Source organism: Streptomyces sp. NBC_00414 (genome assembly GCF_036038375.1).
Taxonomy (GTDB): domain Bacteria; phylum Actinomycetota; class Actinomycetes; order Streptomycetales; family Streptomycetaceae; genus Streptomyces.
On sequence record NZ_CP107935.1, the window covers coordinates 3,656,364 to 3,679,688 of the forward strand.

General features: G+C 70.5%; 14 protein-coding genes. 5 read left to right on the forward strand and 9 right to left on the reverse strand.

The window, feature by feature from the left end; genetic code table 11:
• Window positions 1–210 precede the first annotated feature (210 nt).
• On the forward strand, window positions 211–1,275 hold the full coding sequence (locus OHS59_RS15585) for a HAMP domain-containing sensor histidine kinase (RefSeq protein ID WP_328494001.1): 1,065 nt from the start codon (window positions 211–213) through the stop codon (window positions 1,273–1,275).
• Between the two features lie 285 nt (window positions 1,276–1,560).
• Complete coding sequence (locus OHS59_RS15590; protein ID WP_328494002.1) at window positions 1,561–5,394, forward strand: multifunctional oxoglutarate decarboxylase/oxoglutarate dehydrogenase thiamine pyrophosphate-binding subunit/dihydrolipoyllysine-residue succinyltransferase subunit; 3,834 nt, start codon at window positions 1,561–1,563, stop codon at window positions 5,392–5,394.
• A gap of 119 nt (window positions 5,395–5,513) precedes the next feature.
• On the opposite strand, the gene fxsT (OHS59_RS15595) is transcribed toward OHS59_RS15590, so the two are convergent.
• The 9 genes from fxsT (OHS59_RS15595) to fxsA all read right to left on the reverse strand — a co-directional run bounded on the left by fxsT (OHS59_RS15595) (window position 5,514) and on the right by fxsA (window position 20,197).
• Window positions 5,514–9,002, reverse strand: coding sequence for an FxSxx-COOH system tetratricopeptide repeat protein (fxsT, locus tag OHS59_RS15595; protein WP_328494003.1), 3,489 nt, complete (start codon window positions 9,000–9,002; stop codon window positions 5,514–5,516).
• Window positions 9,002–10,321, reverse strand: coding sequence for a hypothetical protein (locus OHS59_RS15600; RefSeq protein ID WP_328494004.1), 1,320 nt, complete (start codon window positions 10,319–10,321; stop codon window positions 9,002–9,004). The genes fxsT (OHS59_RS15595) and OHS59_RS15600 overlap by 1 nt, the downstream gene beginning before the upstream one ends.
• Window positions 10,311–12,269, reverse strand: a complete 1,959-nt coding sequence (locus OHS59_RS15605) for a magnesium chelatase (RefSeq protein WP_328494005.1) — start codon at window positions 12,267–12,269, stop codon at window positions 10,311–10,313. The genes OHS59_RS15600 and OHS59_RS15605 overlap by 11 nt, the downstream gene beginning before the upstream one ends.
• 8 nt (window positions 12,270–12,277) lie before the next feature.
• The gene (locus OHS59_RS15610; RefSeq protein WP_328494006.1) at window positions 12,278–13,222 is read right to left on the reverse strand and encodes an AAA family ATPase; all 945 of its coding nucleotides are present in this window, start codon (window positions 13,220–13,222) and stop codon (window positions 12,278–12,280) included.
• On the reverse strand, window positions 13,219–13,638 hold the full coding sequence (locus OHS59_RS15615) for a CU044_2847 family protein (protein WP_328494007.1): 420 nt from the start codon (window positions 13,636–13,638) through the stop codon (window positions 13,219–13,221). The genes OHS59_RS15610 and OHS59_RS15615 overlap by 4 nt, the downstream gene beginning before the upstream one ends.
• A gap of 120 nt (window positions 13,639–13,758) precedes the next feature.
• Window positions 13,759–16,788: an FxSxx-COOH system tetratricopeptide repeat protein gene (fxsT, locus tag OHS59_RS15620; protein ID WP_328494008.1), complete on the reverse strand. Its 3,030-nt coding sequence runs from the start codon at window positions 16,786–16,788 to the stop codon at window positions 13,759–13,761.
• Between the two features lie 222 nt (window positions 16,789–17,010).
• Window positions 17,011–18,501: an aKG-HExxH-type peptide beta-hydroxylase gene (locus OHS59_RS15625; RefSeq protein WP_328494009.1), complete on the reverse strand. Its 1,491-nt coding sequence runs from the start codon at window positions 18,499–18,501 to the stop codon at window positions 17,011–17,013.
• The gene (locus tag OHS59_RS15630; RefSeq protein WP_328494010.1) at window positions 18,498–19,727 is read right to left on the reverse strand and encodes an FxsB family cyclophane-forming radical SAM/SPASM peptide maturase; all 1,230 of its coding nucleotides are present in this window, start codon (window positions 19,725–19,727) and stop codon (window positions 18,498–18,500) included. The genes OHS59_RS15625 and OHS59_RS15630 overlap by 4 nt, the downstream gene beginning before the upstream one ends.
• A gap of 293 nt (window positions 19,728–20,020) precedes the next feature.
• Complete coding sequence (gene fxsA / locus OHS59_RS15635) at window positions 20,021–20,197, reverse strand: FxSxx-COOH cyclophane-containing RiPP peptide (RefSeq protein WP_307536632.1); 177 nt, start codon at window positions 20,195–20,197, stop codon at window positions 20,021–20,023.
• Window positions 20,198–20,394: 197 nt separating this feature from the next.
• Here fxsA and OHS59_RS15640 point away from each other — a divergent pair, with 197 nt between their 5' ends.
• From OHS59_RS15640 to OHS59_RS15650, 3 genes are all read left to right on the forward strand, one after another.
• Complete coding sequence (locus OHS59_RS15640; protein ID WP_328494011.1) at window positions 20,395–20,577, forward strand: DUF6104 family protein; 183 nt, start codon at window positions 20,395–20,397, stop codon at window positions 20,575–20,577.
• A gap of 535 nt (window positions 20,578–21,112) precedes the next feature.
• Window positions 21,113–22,156, forward strand: a complete 1,044-nt coding sequence (locus OHS59_RS15645) for a DUF4097 family beta strand repeat-containing protein (RefSeq protein WP_328494012.1) — start codon at window positions 21,113–21,115, stop codon at window positions 22,154–22,156.
• 1 nt (window position 22,157) lies between these two features.
• Entirely contained in the window at window positions 22,158–23,276 is a 1,119-nt protein-coding gene (locus OHS59_RS15650; RefSeq protein ID WP_328494013.1) for a helix-turn-helix transcriptional regulator, read from the forward strand.
• Window positions 23,277–23,325 lie beyond the last annotated feature (49 nt).

Sequence of the window (23,325 nt, forward strand, 5' to 3'; positions counted from 1 at the left end):
GATTCCGACGCTGCTCACGGAACCGTTTCCGGTTCCGGAGCCGTTTCGGATGCGGCTGCGGCTGCGGGTGCGCCTCCGGTCGCCGGTCGTACGTCCGGCACGCTGTCCGGTACGACCTCGGGCACGACGTCCAGCGGCTCGGGTCCGAGCTCAAGCTTCGGCTCGGGTTCCGTTTCCGGTTCGGGCTCCGGCTCGGGTTCCTGGGGCGATGTGCGCCCCTTCTCCATCAAGACGAAGCTCGGCACGCTCGTCGTCGTAGCGGTCTTCATCACCACCGGTCTGCTGATGATCGCGGTGCGCACCGAGACGGAGCTGCGCTTCATCACGGTCTTCTCGATGATCGCGACCCTGCTGATCACCCAGTTCGTGGCGCACTCGATCACCGCTCCGCTGGACGAGATGAACACCGTGGCGCGGGGCATCTCGCACGGCGACTACACCCGCCGGGTCAGGGGCGCCGACCGCCGCGACGAACTGGGCGACCTGGCCCAGACGATCAACCGCATGGCCGACGACCTGGAAGCCCAGGAACGGCAGCGCAAGGAGCTCGTGGCGAATGTCTCGCACGAGCTGCGCACCCCCATCGCGGGCCTGCGGGCGGTCCTGGAGAACGTGGTGGACGGTGTCTCCGCCGCCGATCCCGAGACGATGCGCACGGCCCTGAAGCAGACGGAGCGGCTCGGGCGGCTGGTGGAGACGCTTCTCGACCTCTCCCGCCTGGACAACGGCGTCGTACCGCTGCGCAAGCGCCGCTTCGAGGTGTGGCCGTACCTGTCCGGGGTGCTGAAGGAGGCCAACATGGTGGCCTCCGCGCGCGCGGGCATCGCGTCGGGCTCCGGCAGCCACACGCGTACGGACGTCCATCTGCACCTCGACGTGTCACCCCCCGAGCTGACCGCGCACGCGGACCCGGAGCGGATCCACCAGGTCGTCGCCAACCTCATCGACAACGCGGTCAAGCACAGCCCGCCGCACGGCCGCGTCACGGTGAAGGCCCGGCGCGGCGACGGTCCCGAGTCCCTGGACCTGGAGATCCTGGACGAGGGCCCCGGCATCCCGCGCTCGGAGTGGCACCGCGTCTTCGAGCGGTTCAACCGCGGCGGGGTCGTCGCGCCGCACGGCCCGGGCAGCGACGGCGGTACGGGTCTGGGGCTGGCGATCGCCCGCTGGGCGGTGGATCTGCACGGTGGCCGGATCGGCGTGGCCGAATCCCAGCGCGGCTGCCGGATCCAGGTCACTCTTCCGGGAGTGCCCTCGTTGGACAGGTTGACGTAGGGTTCGAAGCGAGAGCCCAAGATCCACGTGATGGTGCAGCAGGACACGTGTCATCGTGCGTTCCTGGCACGGGGGTTCGGCCTTTCGAGGTCGCAGCCCCGGGTCGGCGCGTTCGTTTTACATCGGAACCTCGCTTGTTTCCCGCCATTTCCAACGCCGAAACACGCTTTTCGATGTGACTTACGCGACGATGACCAGGCCCGGCCTGACCTAGCCGGTCCAGGGGGCGTAGCCTTTATTCCCGCTGTCCATCACCTTGTGAAGCGGAAGAGGGCGGTTGCCGCCGTGTCGCCACAGTCCCCCAGTAACTCATCGAGCGTCTCGACCGAGGACCAGCCCGGGAAGAACCCCGCGGCTGCTTTCGGGCCCAACGAGTGGCTCGTCGACGAGATCTATCAGCAGTACCTCCAGGACCCGAATTCGGTAGACCGAGCCTGGTGGGACTTCTTCGCCGACTACAAGCCCGGCGGCGTGGCCGCCTCGGCTCCGGCGGGTACCGCGGCCGCGGGGGCCGCGGGAACCACCGCCCCACAGGCGGCGGCGAAGGCAGCTCCGGCCGCCCCCGCCGCGCCGCCGGCCCAGGCCGCTCCGGCCCAGGCCCCCGCGCAGGCTCAGGCCGCACCGGCCGCCGCGAAGCCAGCGGCTGCCGCACCGGCCAAGGCGGCGGCTCCGGCCGCCGCACCGGCGAAGCCCGCCGCGGCCAAGCCGGCCGCCGCGAAGGCGCCCGCGTCGGAGGCCACCGCGTCCCCGGGCGGGCCGGAGTACGTGACGCTGCGCGGCCCGAGCGCCGCGGTCGCGAAGAACATGAACGCCTCCGTCGAGGTCCCCACGGCCACGTCCGTGCGTGCGGTCCCGGTGAAGCTGCTCTTCGACAACCGCATCGTCATCAACAACCACCTGAAGCGTGCCCGGGGCGGGAAGATCTCCTTCACCCACCTCATCGGCTACGCGATGGTGCAGGCCATCAAGGCCATGCCGTCGATGAACTACTCCTTCACGGAGAAGGACGGCAAGCCGACGCTGGTCAAGCCGGAGCACGTCAACTTCGGCCTCGCCATCGACCTGGTGAAGCCCAACGGCGACCGCCAGCTGGTCGTCGCGGGCATCAAGAAGGCCGAGACGCTGAACTTCTTCGAGTTCTGGCAGGCCTACGAGGACATCGTCCGCCGGGCCCGTGACGGCAAGCTGACGATGGACGACTTCACCGGTGTCACGGTCTCGCTGACCAACCCCGGTGGCCTCGGCACCGTCCACTCGGTCCCGCGTCTGATGCCCGGGCAGTCGGTCATCATGGGCGTCGGTTCGATGGACTACCCGGCGGAGTTCCAGGGCACGTCCCAGGACACCCTGAACAAGCTCGGCATCGCGAAGGTCATGACGCTCACGTCGACCTACGACCACCGGGTCATCCAGGGCGCCGCGTCCGGCGAGTTCCTGCGCGTCGTCGCGAACTACCTCCTCGGCGAGCAGGGCTTCTACGACGAGATCTTCGAGGCCCTGCGCATTCCGTACGAGCCGGTCCGCTGGCTCAAGGACATCGACGCCTCGCACGACGACGACGTCACGAAGGCCGCCCGCGTCTTCGAGCTGATCCACTCCTACCGGGTCCGCGGCCACGTCATGGCCGACACCGACCCGCTGGAGTACCGCCAGCGCAAGCACCCCGACCTGGACATCACCGAGCACGGGCTCACCCTGTGGGACCTGGAGCGCGAGTTCGCGGTCGGCGGTTTCGCGGGCAAGTCCCTGATGAAGCTGCGCGACATCCTCGGTGTGCTGCGCGACTCGTACTGCCGCACCACGGGCGTCGAGTTCATGCACATCCAGGACCCGAAGCAGCGCCGGTGGATCCAGGACCGCATCGAGCGCCCGCACTCCAAGCCGGAGCGCGAGGAGCAGCTGCGGATCCTGCGCCGGCTGAACGCGGCGGAAGCCTTCGAGACCTTCCTGCAGACGAAGTACGTCGGCCAGAAGCGCTTCTCCCTGGAGGGCGGCGAGTCCGTCATCCCGCTGCTCGACGCGGTGCTCGACTCCGCCGCCGAGTCGCGTCTCGACGAGGTCGTCATCGGCATGGCCCACCGCGGCCGCCTGAACGTCCTCGCGAACATCGTCGGCAAGTCGTACGCGCAGATCTTCCGGGAGTTCGAGGGCAACCTCGACCCGAAGTCGATGCACGGCTCCGGCGACGTCAAGTACCACCTGGGCGCCGAAGGTGTCTTCACGGGCCTGGACGGCGAGCAGATCAAGGTCTCGCTGGCCGCCAACCCCTCGCACCTCGAGGCGGTCGACCCGATCCTCGAGGGCGTCGCCCGCGCCAAGCAGGACATCATCAACAAGGGCGGCACGGACTTCACCGTCCTGCCCGTCGCCCTGCACGGTGACGCGGCCTTCGCGGGCCAGGGCGTGGTGGCCGAGACCCTGAACATGTCGCAGCTGCGGGGCTATCGCACCGGCGGCACGGTCCACGTGGTCATCAACAACCAGGTCGGCTTCACGGCGGCTCCCGAGTCGTCCCGCTCCTCGATGTACGCCACCGACGTGGCCCGCATGATCGAGGCGCCGATCTTCCACGTGAACGGCGACGACCCCGAGGCCGTCGTCCGCGTCGCGCGCCTGGCCTTCGAGTTCCGCCAGGCGTTCAACAAGGACGTCGTGATCGACCTCATCTGCTACCGCCGCCGCGGTCACAACGAGTCGGACAACCCGGCCTTCACCCAGCCGCTGATGTACGACCTGATCGACAAGAAGCGCTCGGTGCGCAAGCTCTACACCGAGTCGCTGATCGGCCGGGGCGACATCACCCTGGAAGAGGCCGAGCAGGCGCTGCAGGACTACCAGGGCCAGCTGGAGAAGGTCTTCACGGAGGTCCGCGAAGCCGCTTCCGCGCCCGGTGAGTCCCACGCCCCGGACGTGAAGCCGGAGTTCCCGGTGGCGGTCACCACGGCCGTCTCCCAGGAGGTCGTCAAGCGGATCGCCGAGTCCCAGGTCAACATCCCCGAGCGCGTCACCGTCCACCCGCGTCTGCTGCCCCAGCTGCAGCGCCGCGCGGCGATGGTCGAGGACGGCACGATCGACTGGGGCATGGGCGAGACGCTCGCGATCGGCTCCCTGCTCCTGGAGGGCACCCCGGTGCGCCTCTCGGGCCAGGACTCCCGCCGCGGCACGTTCGGCCAGCGCCACGCGGTCCTGATCGACCGGGAGACGGCGGAGGACTTCACTCCGCTGCAGTACCTCTCGGAGGACCAGGCCCGCTACAACTGCTACGACTCACTTCTCTCCGAGTACGCGGCGATGGGCTTCGAGTACGGCTACTCGCTGGCGCGTCCCGAGTCCCTCGTGATGTGGGAGGCGCAGTTCGGCGACTTCGTCAACGGCGCCCAGACGGTGGTGGACGAGTTCATCTCGTCGGCGGAGCAGAAGTGGGGCCAGACGTCCGGCGTCACGCTGCTTCTCCCGCACGGCTACGAGGGCCAGGGCCCGGACCACTCGTCCGCCCGCCCGGAGCGCTTCCTCCAGATGTGCGCGCAGAACAACATGACGGTCGCCATGCCGACGCTCCCGTCGAACTACTTCCACCTCCTGCGGTGGCAGGTGCACAACCCGCACCACAAGCCGCTGGTGGTCTTCACCCCGAAGTCGATGCTCCGCCTCAAGGCGGCCGCGTCGAAGGCGGAGGAGTTCACGACGGGCGGCTTCCGCCCCGTCATCGGCGACTCCTCGGTGGACCCGGCGGCCGTCAAGAAGGTCGTCTTCACCGCGGGCAAGGTGTACTACGACCTCGACGCCGAGCGTAAGAAGCGCGGCATCACGGACACGGCCGTCATCCGCATCGAGCGCCTGTACCCCCTCCCGGGTGCGGAGCTCCAGGCGGAGATCGCCAAGTACCCGAACGCCGAGAAGTACCTGTGGGCCCAGGAGGAGCCGGCGAACCAGGGCGCGTGGCCGTTCATCGCCCTGAACCTCATCGACCACCTGGACCTGGCGGTCGGCGCGGACGTCCCCCACGGGGAGCGCCTCCGCCGCATCTCCCGCCCGGCGGGCTCGTCCCCGGCGGTCGGCTCGGCCAAGCGCCACCAGGCGGAGCAGGAGCAGTTGGTGCGTGAGGTGTTCGACGCCTGATCCGCAGTCGGACGCCTGATCCGTAGCGTACGGACGCGGTCGTACGACCGGAGGGCCCGGCCCCGAGCTTCGGTTCGGGGGCGGGCCCTCCGTTCATGCCCAGCCGTACGACACCTCTGTCAGATGCTGAGAGGTTCGAAGTTCCAGTACAGGCATGTCCGGTCTATGGGGTCGAGCATGTCCTCACCCCGCAAGGTGCGCAGATCGAGGTCGAGAGCACGGCGGGCTACCCGGGTCAGCGGATGGTCCGGGCCCAGCACCCGGCCGGCCCGTTCCGCCGTGTCCTGGCTCGACGCGACGGCCGCTTCGACACGGTCGGTGAGGTGCCGCGTCATCGCCACGTTGACCGCGCAGCCGAGGGCCCAGGGATGGTCGGGTCCGACGGCGTTCGTCATGTCGGCCAGCGCCTGCTCGGCGAGGTTGCGGGCCTGTGTGCGTTCGCCGACGGCGCGGAGGATGAGGGCCTGGTTGCTCCGGGCACCGACGACGAACGGGTGGTCCGGTCCGAGCAGACGCTCGTACCGGCCGACCGCGCGTTCGCTGAGTGTGCGCGCCCGGTCGACGTCTCCGTGTTCGCGCAGGAAACAGCTGTGGGCCGTGGCGAAGACCAACGTCGCCGAGTGCCGCTTGCCGTGGACCCGTTCGCTCTTGGCGCGCGCGGTGGCGAAATGCTCCCCCGCGGCCCCGTGGTCGTCCGTGCGGTACAGGCACTGGGCCAGGTTGTAGACGGCCCACAGCGTCTGCGGATTGTCGTCGCCCAGAACCTCCCGGCACCGAGCCGTGTTCTCCCGCTGGATCTGCAGAGCCTCCCGGTGGTGGCCGAGCAGACGGAGGTCGATCACGGACCAGAGTTCGCTGTAGAGAGTCAGGAAGTGGTGCGGGCCCAGGATTTCGCCGCGCAGACCGAACACCCGTCGGCCGATCTCCAGTGCCTCCTCGTAGCGGCCGAGCAGACGGAGCGAGGCGGCCCTGTTGTTCTGGGCCCCGAGGGTTGCGGGGTGGTCCTCCCCGCGCAGTTGCGCATACCCCCCGCAGACCTCGTCCGACAGGTGCAGCGACTCCTCGTAGCGGCCGAGCGCCCGCAGGTCGGCGGCGAGGCCGCTGACCGCACGCAGATATCGGTATCCCTGGACGCCGCCGGTCACACGGTGCTCCTCGACCGCCGCACGGTCCACGATCTCGCTGTCCTCGTACGCGCCCATGGCGCGCAGCAGGTTGGCGTAGTGGTGGCCGAGGTCCCACAGCCGTTCGGAGTGCTCGTCCTGGCCCTCCTGCCAGACTTCCAGTGCCTGCTCGGCGAATCGGACGCCCGTGTCGTTCTCGCCCGAGAGGTAGAGGTAGCGGAGGCAGTGCAGAACGAACTCCTGGACGTCCTGATCCGTGCGCGCCAGCAGGTCGGCGTGTTCCAGGTGCGGGACGAGTTCGGCATACCGCCGCCACGCCCCGGTCTCCTCGGGGCTGCCCGGGTCCGACCCGACCAGCACACGGCGAGCCACCTCGGCGCAGTCCGCGTAGTCGCGCGGGGACATGTCGTGCCGGACGGTGCGGTGGACCATCCGGTGCACGGTGAGGAACTCGTTCGACGGGTCCTGCGGCGGGTGCTCGACCCGGACCACCGAGTACTTCCGCAGCTGTTCGACGGCGCGGTCCCAGCTGACATCGTCCGTCAGCAGCCTTGCGACGGCCGGCGGCAGTCCGTCGGCCGGAGTGCCGCGCAGCAGCCTTACGGGCACCGCGTCGGGGGCGAAGAACGTGCACAGCCGGAGCAGTTGCACGGAGTCCGGTGAGGTCTCGCGGACCTTGTCGAGCAGGAACGTCCAGGCGGACCGGAAGGTCATCGGGAAGTCCGCCGACACCTGGACCAGGGTGTCCCGGCCCGGGTCTCCCTCCGCGTCCCCCGCCAGGAGCTGTTCGAGGTACTCCGCGACCGGCATACCGGACTCCTCCAGCCAGCCCGCGGTCTGGTCGAGGACCAGGGGCAGGTCTCCCAGTGCCTCGGCCAGCTGGTGGGAGTCCGGCTCCGTCAGACGGGGCGCCCGCCGCCGGATGAACGCCACCGATTCGTCACGCTCGTAGCCGGAGACCTCCACCATGGCGCCGGGACGCGTGCCCCAGTCCGGGTTGCAGGAGGTGAGGAGCACGTGTCCGGGGCCGGTCGGTACGAGGTCCCTGATCTCGTCCGGTTCGTCGGCACCGTCCAGGATGAGCAGCCATCGTGGATACGGGTCGCCGCGGTGCAGTGCGTCCCGCACCGCGCGCAGCCGCTCGCCGTACTCGGCCCCGGTCGGCAGACCCAGTTCGGGGGCCAGGTCGGCCAGTCCCTGCCGGAACGCGGCCCGGCTGCCCGCGTGCACCCACCACACCACGTGGTAACCGGAGGAGAAGCGGTAGGCGTACTCGGCGGCCAGCTGGGTCTTGCCCACGCCCGACAGGCCGTGCAGGGTGACCCGGCTCTCGCGCTGGAGCGCCTCGTACACCGTGTTGAGCAGTGGCAGTCGGCCGGTGAAGCGGTCGTTGCGCTCGGGAACCCGGCCCCACACCCGGAGGGTGTGCACGGGGAAGGCCGGGCCGGGCCGCTCGTCGTCGGACGACTCGGGAAAGGGATCGGACGGCAGGTCGAGGCGGTCCAGGAGGCGCCGTTCGGCCTCTTCGGCGCCCACGTCGTGGAGCGTGACCGCATCGAGCACGGCCGCCCCGGTGGGCGGGGCCGAGGGGGCCACGGTCACCGCCGCGATGCGCCGCGCGTTCGGTAAGACGACCGCGCGCAGGGCCGCGTCCCACTCCCGGGCCGTGCGGGCGCCGAGCCTGAAGAACTGGTCGCTCAGGAGCAGCAGGACGGGTCCCGGTGCCAGCAGGAGGTCGCGCAGTGACTCCTCGAGGGACACACCGGCCGGCGGGCCCCATCGCTGGTGCACGACCCGGTGGCCGCGCCGCTCCAGACGGTGCCCGATCCAGTCGGCCCAGGGCCGGTGGACGCCCGAGAAGCTGAGCGTGACGGTCTGCCGTCCGGTGCGCAGTCGCCGCGGCCTGCCCGGCGGCACGAGTTCCGGCCGGGTGTCGGGGGACGTGCGTCGGCCGACCGGCCGGCGGCGGTCGTCGGCCGTGCGGTCCTCGGGCCCGACCGGGTCACCGGATCGCTCCGGCGACCGGGGGGAGGGCACGAGGCCGGCCGCGGACGTCCGCTCCCGCATGACCTCCGCCAGCCGGGCGGCCGGTGCGCTGCCGGGCACGCGTTCACGAATCTCCGACAGCAGTTCGGCCTTGCGGACCGGTACGCCCCACTGGTTGTTGACCGTCAGCCACAGCGACGCGTGTCCGGTCGCCCGCCCGGTCGAGACCCGGAAGCGGACCGGTCCGTACGTACCGCCGAACCGGTGCAGGACGACACTCGGCTCGTCGAGGGCGGTGCAGACGAAGTAGGGCGAGCCGTCGAGGGCGACGGTGAAGGTGAATTCCTCGTCGGGGTAGGGCCAGTGGCCGCCCGTGCCACCGTTCTCGGACAGCGGGCCCCGCAGGTCGACGGTGACCAGGTACTCGCACTGCGTCTCGGCCTCCCGCGGCCAGGCCACGACGGGTTCGATCAGGAGGGTGTGGTCGTCGAGGTTCATCACGAACCCTCTCCCCAGGCGCTGTGCCCTCTCTCGGTGACGAGTCGCAGTGTGGTGAGCGGATGACCGTAGTACTGGAAGGTGAAGGCATACAGCAGCCGCATGACCCGCTTCTGACCGACCGCGTCCACGTGACCGTCATCGTTGCGCGTTGTCGGGATCCCCGCCAGGCCGCCGAAGTTTCCCAGGGCCTCGGCCCTGAAGGCCCGCAGGCTCTCCGGGACCGGGAGGTCCGGCCGCCCGGCAACCTGGCGCATCAGACGCTTGATCAGCACGCGTGCGTCCTGGTCCCCCACCTCGCCGGCAGTGACGATGCAGCCGCCCGCCCTCTTGCGCAGGAAGAGTTCGGCGAATCCGCGCAGTGCGTTCTCGCCCTGTCCGAGGTTGTTGACGAAGCGTCCGGAGTGGCAGGCGTTCAGGCAGACCAGGGACCGGTCCCTGCCCAGTACCCGCATGCCCTCGCTGTTGTACTCCGCCCAGGTGCGCTCCGCGAGCGTGAGGCTCATGACGGCGTCGCCGTAGGTGCCGTGGCAGCCCATGTAGACCAGGCCGGTGGGATCCTCCCGGTCCGTGGCGTCGAGCGCCTGCAGGAAGGAGGTCATCTCCGGATGCGTCCGGTGCAGGTACGGCGCGAAGACGTCCGAGTCGTCGGTCATGTCCCGGTGGAGGTAGGCCAGGACACTGCCGCGGCACTCGCCGGTGGGACGCGGCAGGCCCTGGTCGCCGTCGTGCACGGTGGTCCAGCGGGTCAGGACGAGCAGGGCGCCCAGCAGACCGCCCGGCAGGCCGTGTTCCTGGTCGGGCGGCACCCAGAACGCCTCCCACGGCAGTTCGTATCCGGTGTCGTCCCACACGATGAGGCGCAGCGCGTCGCCGTGCTGGACGCGGGCGCTGTTGATCCAGGCGGCCAGTTCGCCCTGGTTCCCCGACCAGTGCTGGATCCCCCGCAGGATCTCGGAGGGGTACAGGCCGTGCTGCGTCAGGTTGCCCAGGCCGACGGCCGGAGCGGTGAGCCGGGTCGGCCCCGGCGCGCAGCTGACCTTGAGGTCGCCGCACCAGCCGCGGAACCGGTAGCCGTCCCGTCCGTCCGCGCCCGCGGCACGGTCGACGCGGAGCACCGCGTACCCCTCCTCCAGCCGCTCGTGGAGCCTGGCGTCGACACTGCCCACGCCGACCGGGGCGTCCGGCGGACGCAGCGGGTGGAGCAGCGACGGGAGCTCGCGGCGCACGGTGTCCATGGGGCGGGACAAGGGCGTCCGGCGGATCGCGCTGCCCGCGCCCGTCAGCCAGCGAGGACCGCGCGGCGGCTCACCACTCACCGGCACCCCCTCCCCGGCCGGTGTCCTGGCCGCTGCCGGTGCTCTGGTTCCTGCCGCGCCCTTCGACCACGGTGGCGCCCAGCATGCCCGCGAGGGCGGAGGGCAGGTTCCCGTACGGTTCGCGCCCCGCGTCGACCACGACCGTCTGCAACCGGGTGCGGTCCATGCCCCTGACGTCCGTCGCGGCGTCCAACGCGTCCTCCACCCCTTCGGCGCCCACCGGGCCGACCAGCCTCCCCGTGTGACTGGCGCGCAGCGGGACGTTGCCGCGCCCGTCCGTGACCACGACCAGCCATGCCTCGGCGAGACCGCTGCCGTGCTGCCGGAAGGCACGGCGCAGGGCCCGTGCCGCCTGTTCGATGCCGTGGGCGAGCGGGCTCGCACGGCCCGGCGGCCGGTAGAGGGCGGCGAGGAGCCGCGGGTCGAGCACGCTGCGCAGGGCGAAGGACTCCGCCTTCAGTTCGTCCGCCGCCCGCGCGCCGCCGACCTCCACGACATGAACGGCGGCACGCATGGTGTAGGCCCACTGGAGGTACGGGGTGAGCGCGTCCTGCCAGTCCCAGTCCCCGCGGCACGTATGGTCCAGGACCAGGACCAGGAGGCGCTCCGGGGCTCCGGCCCGGACATGACTGTGCAGGTCGGCGGGTGTGACCGTGAAGCTTTCGGCACGCCGGACGCGCTGGTGCACCGCGGCCTCCCGCACGGTACGCACGTAGGCCAGATCGTTCAGGTCCCGGGCCCGTCGTGACCCGATGACGACTCCGCGCCGGGGGTCCGTGCCTGTCGTCCGCTGCCACGGGCTGCGCAGCGGGGCGAAGTCGGGCGGCACGTCCGCCCGGTCCTCCGGATAGGGCGTGCCGAAGACCGCCGGAGTGACGCCCGGGGCACTGCCGACGCCCTCGGCCGGCTCGGTCTCCAGCAGCGTCTGCCCGGGTTCGGCCCAACGGCGCTCGGCCTGGTCGCCCTGTCCGCGTCGCACGGTGTCGCCGCTCGGCTGCGGCACGGGGCGCCGCGGAACCGGCGCGGGACGTGCCGGACCGGGCTCCGGTTCGGGCGGCTGCGGCGACTCGGTGGCGGTCAGGCCCATGAGCCGGGCCGCTTCGTCGCAGTGTGCGACACCGGCCGTCTGTTCTCCCTGCAATGCGGCGAGCGCCCGGGCCAGCCGGGCGAGGGCGAGTTGTCTGCGCACGCCGGTGTCCGGACCGAGGAGACGGCCGACGTGGGTGATCACCTCGTCGGTCACGGTGACGGCGGGTGCGTCCTGTCCGCCGGCGGCCCGGGCGGCACTGTCGAGCCAGTCCGGCGGCAGGGAGCCGAGCAGCCCCTCCACGTCGGGGAGCCGAAGACCAGCGGCGGGCAGCCGGATGGCGAACCGGTCGAGCAGGTGGTTGCCGACCCGGCCGGCGTCGGCCGATCCGCAGGCCGCCAGCCAGCGGGCCCGGGGCCGGGCGGTCCGGCTCAGCCCGGCGTGCTCGACCACCGCCACGTCCGCACCCAGCAGTTGGACGGCGGCGCGCATTCCGGCGACGCTCAGACGGCACAGGTCCGGCACGGCGACCACGGGCGGAGGCGTCCCGGGCCGGTCGTCCGCCTGGATGAGCGGACCCGGCTGCATGTGGAAGGCGATGCCGTCGGCCTCCTGTCGCAGTAGGGCCCTGGTCCACAGGTCCTCGTCCCGGCTGGTGGCGCCCAGCATGACCAGCGGGGCTTCCGGCCGCCCCGCACCGGCCAGGATGCGGCGGAAGAGGCGGGCCACCGGGTCGAGCAGTTGGGGTTCCAGGTCGAACAGCAGCACACTGCAGAGCGCGGGGTCGATCGCGGCGCAGACGAGGGCCCGGCACAGGCGCAGCGCGAGGCCGTCCGGCTGTTCCCCCTGCTCCTGTCGTGCCTCGCGCTCCGGCTCGGTGCCGGTGCGCGGATCGATGTCGTTCGGCGGCTCGGTGGACATCGTCTGTCTCAGCCCGCGTCGAAGAGGTCCTTGACACGGGCCTCGTCGTCGGAGACCCACTCGAACGTGCCACCGTGGGCGGTCTCGGGTCGGCGGTGCCGGAACGCCATCGGCAGTACCTGCCTGAGGTGGCCGGGCTCTACAACGTCCGCGCCTTCCAGGGCCGCGAGCGCACGGGCCGCCAGCGTCGCCACGATTTCCCCGCGTTGTCCGACGGCGTCCACCCGCTGGGCCACCTGGGCGCACAGATGGACCGCGTCGTCCGGGACCCGCACCGTGTCCACCCGGTCCCTGGCGCGCTGCAGCCGGTCCCGGGTGGCGGCGTTGTCCCGCGCGGCCTCGGCCAGCCAGGGCGACTCGTCCTTCTTGTGCTCCTCGTCAAAGGTCAGCACGGTCTTTATCGTCCGGTGCCGGGCTTCCGTGTCCTGCTGCTGGGCGGCGACCATGAGCCCGAACCGGTCGAGCAACTGCGGCCGCAGCCAGCCCTCTTCGGGATTCATCGTGCCCACCAGGCCGAAGGAGACCTGCCGGGCGGTGGCGAGCCCCTCCCGCTGCACGGACAGCACGCCGGTGGAGACGACATCGAGGATGACGTTGACGAGGTGGTCGTCGAGCAGGTTGACCTCGTCGATGTAGAGGAGCCCTTTCCCGGCGGCCTCTTCGAGCAGTCCCGGCTGGGGGCGGGCCTCGCCCCTCATCAGCGCCTCCAGCTCCCAGCCGCCGACCACCCGGTCATCGGTGGCGTTGATGGGTAGGGTGACGGGCAGCTCCGCGTGCGCCATCAGCGCGAAGGCACGGACGATCGTGGACTTGGCGGTGCCCCGCGCCCCGGCCATGAGGACACCGCCGATGCGCGGTGCCACGTAATTCAGTTCGAGCGCCAGCTTGAGGTCGTTCTGCCCCACCACACGGCTGTAGGGAAGGATGCGTATGGCTCCGGTCGTACGGCTCACGAGTCGGTTCCCCCTTCGCTGCCCGGTAACGCCTCGGCCGGGGCGGCGGTCCGCCACCGGAACGTGACCTGCAGCTGTGCTTCGGCCCTGCTGGTGACCAACGCCGCCACTCCCGCGTCGACCTTTATGGACAACTGCATCTCGATCTCGTCCGGCCGCAGGTCGTCCGTCAGTTCGGCGAACCGGCCGACGGCCTGCGCGGCGCACCGCCGGGCCAGGTCCAGCCCGTCCGTGTAGGCGTCGTGGGCCACCTCCACGACACGCTGGGCGGCCCGCCCCCTGACCTCCTCGTCCCCGTAGACGGCCGCGAGGCCGCCGTCGGGACCGCCCCCGGCGCCCGGATCGAGATCCACCTCGACCTGGACGGGAATGGGTCCGTCCGCGCCCGCCGGAACGGGGCCCACCAGAATCACCACACGTCCCCCCGGTTCAACTCTCCGGTTTTCTGCGGTTGTTGACTGTCGGCTGTCGGACGGGAACTGGCTTCATTCCCCGGTGCATATGAAGGTATACGTCGGAGAGTTCACTTCTCCGGCTCAGGTGTTCTGCGGTTCGAAGTCCCAGAAGGGCCGTCTGCGGGAACGGGCGGACACCACCTGGGGATGCTGGGCGCCGAAAGTGGCGGTCAGGTCCGTCAGCGCTTCCTGCTCGATCTTGTCAGCCTGCCGGCTGCTTCTGAGACCCCGCAGGTCGTCCGCGTGAGCGACGCGTGCGCAGAGGGTCAGGGGATGAGTGCGGCCCAGGGTCTCGGTGGCCCTGGCGACGGTGCCGGAGCTGAGTTCGGCTGCCCCGTCGAAGTTTCCCATGGTCTTGCGTACCGCGGAGGCGTTGACAGCACAGCCCAGCGTCCAGGGGTGGTCCTTGCCCACGGCGGCGGTCAGGCCTGTCAGCGCCTGTTCGGCCGATGCGTGGGCCTGATCGCGTTCACCCACCTCGTGGAGGACCAGTGCGTGGTTCGCCCGGGCCCCCGCGATGCAGGGATGCCCGTCGGGCAGCATCACCTCGTAGCGGGCGAGCACGGATTCGCTGGAAGCACGGGCCTCGTCGATCTCACCGTGACGACGGACGAAACAACTGTGACTGGACGTGATGATCAGTGTGGACGGATTCGTCTCCCCCAGGACGCGCTCGCTGCGTTCCCGCAGGCCGGCGAGGAGTGCTCCGCCTTCTCGCCGGTCTCCGCCGTCGTACAGACACAGTGCCAGGTTGTGCTCGGCCAGAAGAGTCCAGCTGTGGTCGGCTCCTACGGCTTTCCTCAACTCACGTGCGTTCTCCCGCTGGATCGATACGGCCATCTTGTACTGGCCCAGCAGGCGGAGGTCCAACGCGTAGCGGCTCTCGGACCACAGCGTCTCCGCGTGCCCCGGCCCCCGCTTCACCCGCAGTTCCTCCCACGTGCGCCGGTCCTGTTCCCGCGCCTCCTCGTACCGGCCGAGAAGGCGCAGGGAGACCGCGATGTTGTTCTCGGCGCGCAAGGTCGTCACGGAGTTCTCGCTCAGCGAGCTGCGGCACATCCGGGCGGACCACCGGGAGAGTTCCAGTGATTCCTCGTACCGGCCGAGCGCGCGCAGGTCGGCCCCCAGCCCGTTGACCGCGCGCAGGTACGCCAACGAATCCTCTCCCTGCGCCTCCTTCAGGTACTCCACAGCCTCGCGCACGAGGGTTTCCGAGCGCTGGTAGTCGCCCACCGCACGCAGGAGGTTGGCGTAGTGGTGAGCCGCGTCCCAGACCTTCGGGTGGTTCTCACCGAGCAGGGCGCGCCATGCCTCCACGGCACGCTCACCAAGTTCGATACCGGTCGCGTACTCACCCGAGCTGTACATGTAGCGGAGGCTGTTGAGAATGAGGCGCTGCGCCCCGCGGTCCTTGCTTCCCAGTACATCCGCGTACTTGAGATGTGGCACGAGTTGGGCGTAGCTGTCCCACGATCCGCGGTTGTCCGGGCTGTTCGGGTCAGCCGTCACCAGCGCCCGTCGCACCACGTCGACGAAGAGCGCACGATCCTCGTCCGGCATGTTCTGGCGCACGATCTGGTGAACCATCCGGTGCAGGTAGAAGGGTTCGTCCGGGGCGTCGACCTCGTCGGCTTCCTCGGCCTCGACAGCCCGGGGTTCCTCGGGGATGACGGAATAGCGCTGCAGTTGTCCGACCGCTTTCGCCCACACCTGCTGGTCCTTCAGCAGACTGGTGACCCGTTCGGGCAGGCCGTCGGTCGACACCTTCCTGAGCAGGCTCACGGGAATGAGTCCCGGCGCGAAAAAAGAACTCAGCCGCAACAGGTCAACCGATTCCGGAACCGCCTCGTACAGCTTCTTGAGCAGTATCGACCAGGCACGCTGGAAGGGCATGGGGAAGTCAGCGGACACGCGCACCACGTTCTGATCGATGTTGCCGGCCAGCAGCTCGACGTACTGAGCGACGGACATGTCGGAGTCGTTGAGCCAGCCGGCGGTCTGGTCCAGTACCAGGGGGAGGTCTTCCAGCGCTTCCGCGAGCTGACCCGCTTCAACCCTGGTCAGCCGCGGGGCACGGCGGCTGACGAAGGCCACCGACTCCTCGCGGTCGTACACCGGCACTTCCAGCAGCCGGCTGTTGTGTTCCCGCCACTGCGGGTTGCGCGAAGTGATCAGGACGTGGCCGGTGCCGGTCGGCACGAGACCCGAGATCTGCTCCGGTTCGTCGGCGCCGTCCAGGACCAGCAGCCACTTCACGTACGGGGTGCCCCGGCGCAGCGCGTCACGCACCGCGCGCAGCCTCTCCCCGTAGTCGGCGCCGGTGGACAGCCCGAGCCTCGGCGCGAGTTCCGCGAGGGTGCGCCGGTAGACGGCCCGCGTCTCGGCGCGCACCCACCAGACGACGTCGTACTCGAGACAGAAGCGGTACACGAACTCCGCGGCCAGCTGGCTCTTGCCCACTCCGGGCATGCCGTGGAAGGTCACGACGCCCGTGCCCGTCTCGGCATCCTGCAACAGCTCGTACGCGTCGTTCAGCAGCTCCTCCCGTCCGGTGAAACGGGTGTTGCGGCTCGGTACCGTCGGCCCCCAGATCTCCGGAGAGGCGGTCGGGAAGCGCGGTGCCCGCTGCGCGCCGGCACGGGGCTCAGGCACGGGCCGACGGAGCAGGTCCAGCCGGTCGAGGCGGTCGAACACCCGGCGCTCGGCTTCCTCCGACCCCACGCTCAGGTCCGTGGCGGCGAGTACGGCGGTCGCCGTCGGCACCGGTTCCGCGGTGACCAGAACCGCGGCGAACCGCTCCGGATCGGGAGCCACCACCTCACGAAGCGCGATGTTCCACTCCTCGTGCGTCCGCGGTCCGAGCTGGAAGTACCACTTGCTGAGGATGATGAGGATGCGTCCCCGGGCGAGCTTCAGGTCCCGCAGGTGGTCCGACAGCGGGATCTCCAAAGAACCCGCCCACCGCTGGTACACGACATGCAGCCCGCGGCGTTCGAGCACGTGGCCGATCCACGCCGCCCAGGCCCGGTCGTAACCGGCGAAGCTGATCGTGACGGAGTCCTCGCGGGCATGCCTGTGAGCCGCTCCGGCCGACGCGCGGCTTTCAGACATGCAGCGGCCTCCCCCGCGTTTCGAAACGCGTGCAGCCTAGACGCCTGTAACGCATACGGGAACTCACCAACAGGCCTTTTTTAAAAGGAAGTTGACGTTTCGAGCGCTCCTGTTGACACAACTTGAACACATCGCCCCACGCGTATCATTTTTCATCCAATTACCTATCAATTGTGACTCTTTTGGGTATGCAATATCCTTTCGGACACGCAATTTGTTCGCTCATTCGGAGGGCGCACGGGAGCGCAGCCAGCGCGCGCGAGCGGTGTTCACGGCCGCTTCGGCTCGGATCCGCGCACCGGCGGGAGGGGGATTCTCACTCATCCGCTCGCACTCACCGGCCAGCTGATCGACCAGCCGGCGCCCCGACGACGTGAGGGAGCCCGCCCCCGCGACCACCGGCAGTGTCACCCGCACCTGCTCCCGGTAGCGGGCGTGCTCGCGCCAGGCCGCTTCCCGCTGTCCGGTGCCGGCCGCGACGGTCAGCGCACACCTCTGGAAGAAGTCCGCGAGCGCCACATGGCTGTACACCCCCTGCAGCAGCCCCTCGTACGGTCGTGGATCCGGCCGCCACGGAGCGAAGTACCGTTCCTGCGGCCCTTCTCGGTGCAGCACCACCATGTCGCTGAGAGCGGCGAGCTTGGCGTGCTGCACCTCGTGCACGAGGGTCGCCGCGAAGGTGGCGGGGGTCGGCGGCGTGCTGCTGAGCACGGCTCCGAACGCCTCCCGCCGGGTCCCGCTGCAGCTTCCCGTCGCCCGCCCCGGCCCCCCGGGGTCCGCCGGTGTGACCAGTGGCACCAGGCAACGCAGGAGCGCGGCGACCTCCGTGACCCGGTGCTCGCCCCCGAGCCGGAGCATCGGCAGCACCCCCGCCCAGGAGCGGAGCCACCGCTTTCGTTCGGCCCCGCCAAGAGTCGCCGGCCCGCTCAGCCCCTGGCGGTGAAGGTCGCCGTGCACCATGCGGTAGGGATCGAGGTCGTCGAGGGGAACGGGAGCGGAGCCGGGCAGCAGACCCGGCAGGCTGCGGGCCGGAACCCAGGAGCCGGCCGGGCAGTGTGTGGCCGCACTGACGCCGATGTCCGTTCCGGTTCCGTTCCTCTCCCGCACCACGACATCGGCACAGCCGTGCCGGCGCAGAACGGTACGGCCGTCACGGTGGACCACGTCGACGGTCACCTCCCCCGGCTCAGCCGTACGCAACGCCCCGAGCGACGGCAGGTACAACGTGCCGCCGGTCGCGGTCAGCCGTACGGAGAAGGGCACCCCGGCCCGTACCGCGGCCGCGGCGGCGAGCGCACTGAAGTGGGCGAGCCCGCGGCGCATGGTGTCGGCCTGGTGTCGACGCGTCATACGGGAGGCGGGTACGGCACCGAGTGCGCGCAGGCAGCTCCGGCCCCAGGGACCGACGAGCGGATGGAGGAGCCGGGCAAGGGCGGAGGACCGGCGGCCGGCGCCTTCCTCACCATGTGTCAGGAATTCCGCCCCTGTCCCGTTGTCCGCCTCCTCCAGTAACGACCAGTCCTCCCTCAGCCGGTCGCGCAGCGGTCGGGGGCACACCTCCGGATCGGCCACCTCGACGGCGTCCAGGATCGCCCGGAGCAGGAGCAGGCGCCGTACGTACTGATCTCTCTGCAGAAGGGCGAGCGTGTCGGGTCCGCCTGCTGTGCGGCCCAGTTCGCTCAAGGCCCGCTCGGTCAGCGCCGACGGGATCAAGGCGTGTCTCCTCCGTGAACGTCCGGTTCGGCCGGGACGCGGTCCGATGCCGATGCGGCTGTCGTTGCCGCCGTGAGCCGCCGGACCACATGCCGGATGAAGCGTTGCAGGTCGGAGCAGTAGACAGAAGGGTTCGCGAAGCCTTCTCCGGCACGGTAGCGATGGGCGTAGTGGCCGCCGCCGCACACCGCGAGCAGGGGGCACGCCCGGCAGCGGGCCCCCAGCCCCGCGGCACCCGCCTGCCGGGCCGCGACGCCGGGATGGAGCAGCGCCTCGTCGAACCGGTTCCGGAAGACGTCGAGCCCCGTCCGGGCGGCGCCGTCGAAAGCGGACTTCAAAGAATCCACCTGCTCGATGCTTCCGTCGGTCTCCACGACCACGGCGTCGAACGGGGCGAGGCCCAGCGACTCGGTGGCCGCGGGCAGCCCGGCGAGCAGGGCGATGCACTCCTCGAAGAGACGTATCCGGGTCTCCTTCCGTCGCCCGGCCCACCAGCGGTCGAAAACAGCGCACAACCAGTCCCCGTACGGCGTCCGCACCGGCCGGGAACCGCTTTTCCCGTCCGTCTCCGGCTCGACATGGGGCGGCGGGGCCGACCAGTTCCCGTGCGGCAGCAACAGGTCGAGGGCCGGCGGGCGCAGGGCGAGCAGGGATTCGTAGACGGCGACGGGATCGGTGACCGGGTCGACCACCGTCAGCACTCCGGCGTACGCGTCCGGACGGTGGTCGGCGAGCAGCCGCGCGCCGCGTACCGCGGCCGGCCAGGACGGGCGGCCCGAGTGGTCGACGCGTCGGGCGTTGTGCGCGGGCAGCCCCCCGTCGAGGCTGATGCCGACGCTGATGCCGTGGCGGGCGAGCACATCGACACGCTGCCCGGTCAGGAGGGTGGCGTTGGTCTGGACAGTGGCGTGCACCGTGCAGGTGCGGGGGACGCTCCGGCGGACACGTGTGGTGAAGCGGGCGAGCGTTTCCACCCCCGCGAGGAGGGGTTCACCGCCGTGCAGGACCAGCGAGACGGCAGTCAGCCCGTGGACCGCCGCGTGTTCGGCGATGCGGTACGCGGTCCGTTCCAGCACATCGGGCGGCGTAGTGGCCGGCCGGTCCCGATAGGTCCGGTCGGGGCCCTCATAGAGGTAGCAGTAACGGCAGGCAAGGTTGCATCTGCCGTGAACTTTTACGATGAATTGCCGGAATGGAGCGGAGGGAGCGCGTACCTGTGCGGACACCGCCCGGCCGTCCACCGCGCCACCCCCAAAGTGTCGGGTTCTCTTTCCGGATCCCGCTCTTCCCGTGCCGCGTTCGCATATGGGACCGCCTTGCCCTCTGCTGGCGCGGCACCCGGTGCCGTGCCGGCAAGCGTTCCTCGCGAGCGGCCTCGGCAGCGCCATTCCCACCGCCTTTGCCATGACAAACGTGACCCGGCCGAACCTGTCCGGTTCGACCAGCAGGTCGACCGGAACCGGCGGGTGCGACCGGCGCCTTCGCGGCTCGCAGGACGACTGACGGCTCAGTCGGCGCTTCAAAAGGCGTTGTTGAACCCCCACAGCATCTCGCTCGGCTGCTCCGCCCGTTCCCGAAGTTCCGCCAGCACCTCGGCGAGCACCGGATGGTCGATCGCCCTCAGTTCCGCGAGTCCCATCGCGAGAAGATCGGGCAGCGGCTCCTCGGCCCCCTGTGCGTCGTCCTGTTCGCCCATCCCCTGACTCCCTCCTTCCGGTCCACGGCGTCACACCGCGGCCGGTGATGGCGGCCGGGCCGCCCTCGACGCCCTACCGTCCCGTAGGACATACCCAGTCGGCGCGGCGGGCATCGAGCCAGTGTGCGCCAGAAGCCCGGATGCGCTCCGCCTATCCTGCTGTACAGACTTTCAGCGAGAACGACGGAGCACCACGCATGTACTTCACCGACCGCGGTATCGAAGAGCTGGAGAAGCGGCGCGGCGAGGAGGAGGTCACTTTCGAGTGGCTCGCCGAGCAACTGCGCGCATTCGTCGACCTGAATCCGGACTTCGAGATCCCGGTGGAACGCCTGGCAACCTGGCTGGCCCGCCTGGACGACGACGAGGACGAGGAGTAGACACCCCCGCCCCCCTCCAGCCCGTCCCGGCCGACCGGAGGCTCCGGGGGCGCACCCCTCTTGGACCGAGGCCCGTCCGACGCTTGAGGACGAGGCCGTCCAGGCCGACGGGGGGTCCGAGGGCGCGCCCCCCCTTCAGCCCGTCCGGCGTTTGAGGACGAGGCCGTCCAGGCCGACGGGGAGTCCGAGGGCGCGCCCCCCCTTCAGCCCGTCCGGCGTTTGAGGACGAGGCCGTCCAGGCCGACGGGGGGTCTGGGGGCGCAGCCCCCAGGGGACGGGAACGGGTAGGGGCGGCGGGGGCGAGAACACCCCGTCGCGACATACCGAGACACCCCCACCGCGAAGCGACAGACACGGGACCCCCACGCCCCGCGACGGCCCACAGTGGCCCAAATTGCACACTTTTCATACCATTGACGCCCCCCGGATCACCAGATCGAGTGCCTTGACTTCACGAAGCCGCGATATATCGTGTCTATCAGGAGACGCGATATGGCGCGTCGTCGTGTCCGCCCCTGCCGAGGAGGTCAGCACCATGTCCGAGTGGTCCGTCGCAGAGCCAAGGAAGCTCACGTTCGACGAACCGGTGACGGCTCTCCACGTGCGCATCGCCAACGGCACGGTGAACGTCGTGGGCGTCGAAGAGGGCCCCGCCCGCCTGGAAGTCTCCTCGATAGAGGGACCACCCCTGATGGTGACCCAGGAGAACGGCACACTCACCGTGGCGTACGAGGACCTGCCCTGGAAGGGCTTCCTCAAGTGGCTCGACCGCAAGGGCTGGCGCCGCAGCGCGGTGGTCTCCCTGGCCGTGCCGGCACGGACGCGCGTCGAGGTGGGCGTGGTGAGTGCCACCGCCGTGGTCTCCGGCATCGACGGGCGGGCGGTGGTGAAGGGCGTCTCGGGCGACACCACACTCGTGGGCCTGTCCGGCCCGGTCCGCGCGGACACCGTCTCGGGGAACGTGGAGGTCCAGGCCCTCACCGGCGACCTCCGCCTCAACTCCGTCTCCGGTGACCTGACCGTCATCGACGGCTCCAGCCCCTCCGTTCGGGTCGATTCGGTCAGCGGTTCCGTGATCGTCGACCTGGACCCGGCGGGCCGGTCCAGCGACATCCGTCTGACCAGCATCTCGGGGGAGATCGCCGTCCGTCTGCCGCATCCGGCCGACGCGGAGGTCGAGGTGGACTCGGCGAGCGGCACGGTCTCCAGCGCCTTCGATGATCTGCGGATCCACGGCCAGTGGGGCGCCAAGAAGATCACCGGCAGGCTCGGCGCGGGGACCGGACGCCTGAAGGCGACCACCCTCTCCGGTTCGATCGCACTGCTGCGCAGGCCCCCCGCGGAGGACGAACCGTGGGACGAGGAAGCGGATTTCGAGAAGGCCACCGACGTCGGGGAGGATGACCCACAGGACACGATCTCAGCCCCGTCCACGTCCGACGCGACATCCACGTCCGACGCGACGCCCACGTCCGACGCGACGCCCACGCCGGATTCGACATCCATCTCCGCGAAACAGCCAGCCGCCGACGTCACCGACGGATCACCCGACGGCCCGACCCACCAGAAGGGGCTCTGACATGGCTCCCGTCTTTGCCCATGGCCGCCTGCGGCTCTACCTCCTCAAGCTGCTCGAAGAAGCACCGCGCCACGGTTACGAGGTGATCCGCCTCCTGGAGGAGCGCTTCCAGGGGCTGTACGCGCCGTCGGCCGGCACCGTCTACCCCCGGCTGGCCAAGCTGGAGGCCGAGGGACTGGTCACCCACACCACCGAGGGCGGCCGGAAGGTGTACGCGATCACGGACGCGGGCCGTGCCGAGCTGGCCGACCGCAGCGGCGAACTGGCCGATCTGGAGCTGGAGATCCGAGAATCGGTCGCCGAGCTGGCCGCGGAGATCCGTGCCGATGTGCGCGGCGCCGCAGGCGATCTGCGCCGCGAGATGCGGGCCGCGGCGAGCGAGGCGCGGCGCGGTTCCACAGGGGCGGGCGCCAGGGCACGCGGCGAACACGAGGGCGCCCACGGCGGCTTCACGGACCCCGGGGACAAGGAGGCGTGGCGCGTCGCCAAGGAGGAGATGCGCCGTGTCAAGCAGGAGTGGAAGGAGCAGGCCCGGCGCGCCAAGGACGAGAGCCGTCGGGCCCGCGAGGAGGCCCAGCGAGCCCGCCACCAGGCCAAGGAGGCCCAGGAGCGGGTCCGGGAGCAGGCACAGGAAGAGCTGCAGCGCATCGCCAAGCGCGTCCAGGACCAGGTGCAGGACCACTTCACCCGGGGCGACTGGCCGACGGGCGTCCGGGAGGGCCTCACCGAGCTCGCCAAGGAGTTCGGCGATTTCGGCAAGGACTTCGGCAAGGAGTTCGGCAAGGACTTCGGCTTCGGCCGGCCGGGCGCGGGTGCCGGAGCAGGAGCGGGTGCCGGGGCAGGGACGCGGAAGCCCGGGCACGCCGAGCACCCGGAGCACCCCGACTACACGGACACTCCCGAGGACTTTCCCGCCGGTTACGAGCCCTCCTGGGCCCACGAGGACTCCACGGGCGATCCCGCCCGGGACCTCGACCGCCTGCTGGACCGCTTCCGCGACGATATCCGCGACGCGGCCCGCGATCACGGAGTGACGGAGGGACAGTTGCACGATGCCCGCCGGCACCTGTCGTCGGCGGCGGCGCGCATAGGCGCGGTGCTGCGGACGCCCAAGGGCTGAACGTCGGTTCGTCGCCCGCCCGCCGGGCCCGACCCACCCGTCCCGCGGG

What these genes read in the sequence shown, in the direction of transcription:
- fxsT (WP_328494003.1), bottom strand. Translation starts at nt 9,002, where the DNA reads ATGAACCTCGACGACCACACCCTCCTGATCGAACCCGTCGTGGCCTGG.
- OHS59_RS15605 (WP_328494005.1), bottom strand. Translation starts at nt 12,269, where the DNA reads ATGTCCACCGAGCCGCCGAACGACATCGATCCGCGCACCGGCACCGAG.
- fxsT (WP_328494008.1), bottom strand. Translation starts at nt 16,788, where the DNA reads ATGTCTGAAAGCCGCGCGTCGGCCGGAGCGGCTCACAGGCATGCCCGC.
- fxsA (WP_307536632.1), bottom strand. Translation starts at nt 20,197, where the DNA reads ATGGGCGAACAGGACGACGCACAGGGGGCCGAGGAGCCGCTGCCCGAT.
- OHS59_RS15640 (WP_328494011.1), top strand. Translation starts at nt 20,395, where the DNA reads ATGTACTTCACCGACCGCGGTATCGAAGAGCTGGAGAAGCGGCGCGGC.
- OHS59_RS15645 (WP_328494012.1), top strand. Translation starts at nt 21,113, where the DNA reads ATGTCCGAGTGGTCCGTCGCAGAGCCAAGGAAGCTCACGTTCGACGAA.
- OHS59_RS15650 (WP_328494013.1), top strand. Translation starts at nt 22,158, where the DNA reads ATGGCTCCCGTCTTTGCCCATGGCCGCCTGCGGCTCTACCTCCTCAAG.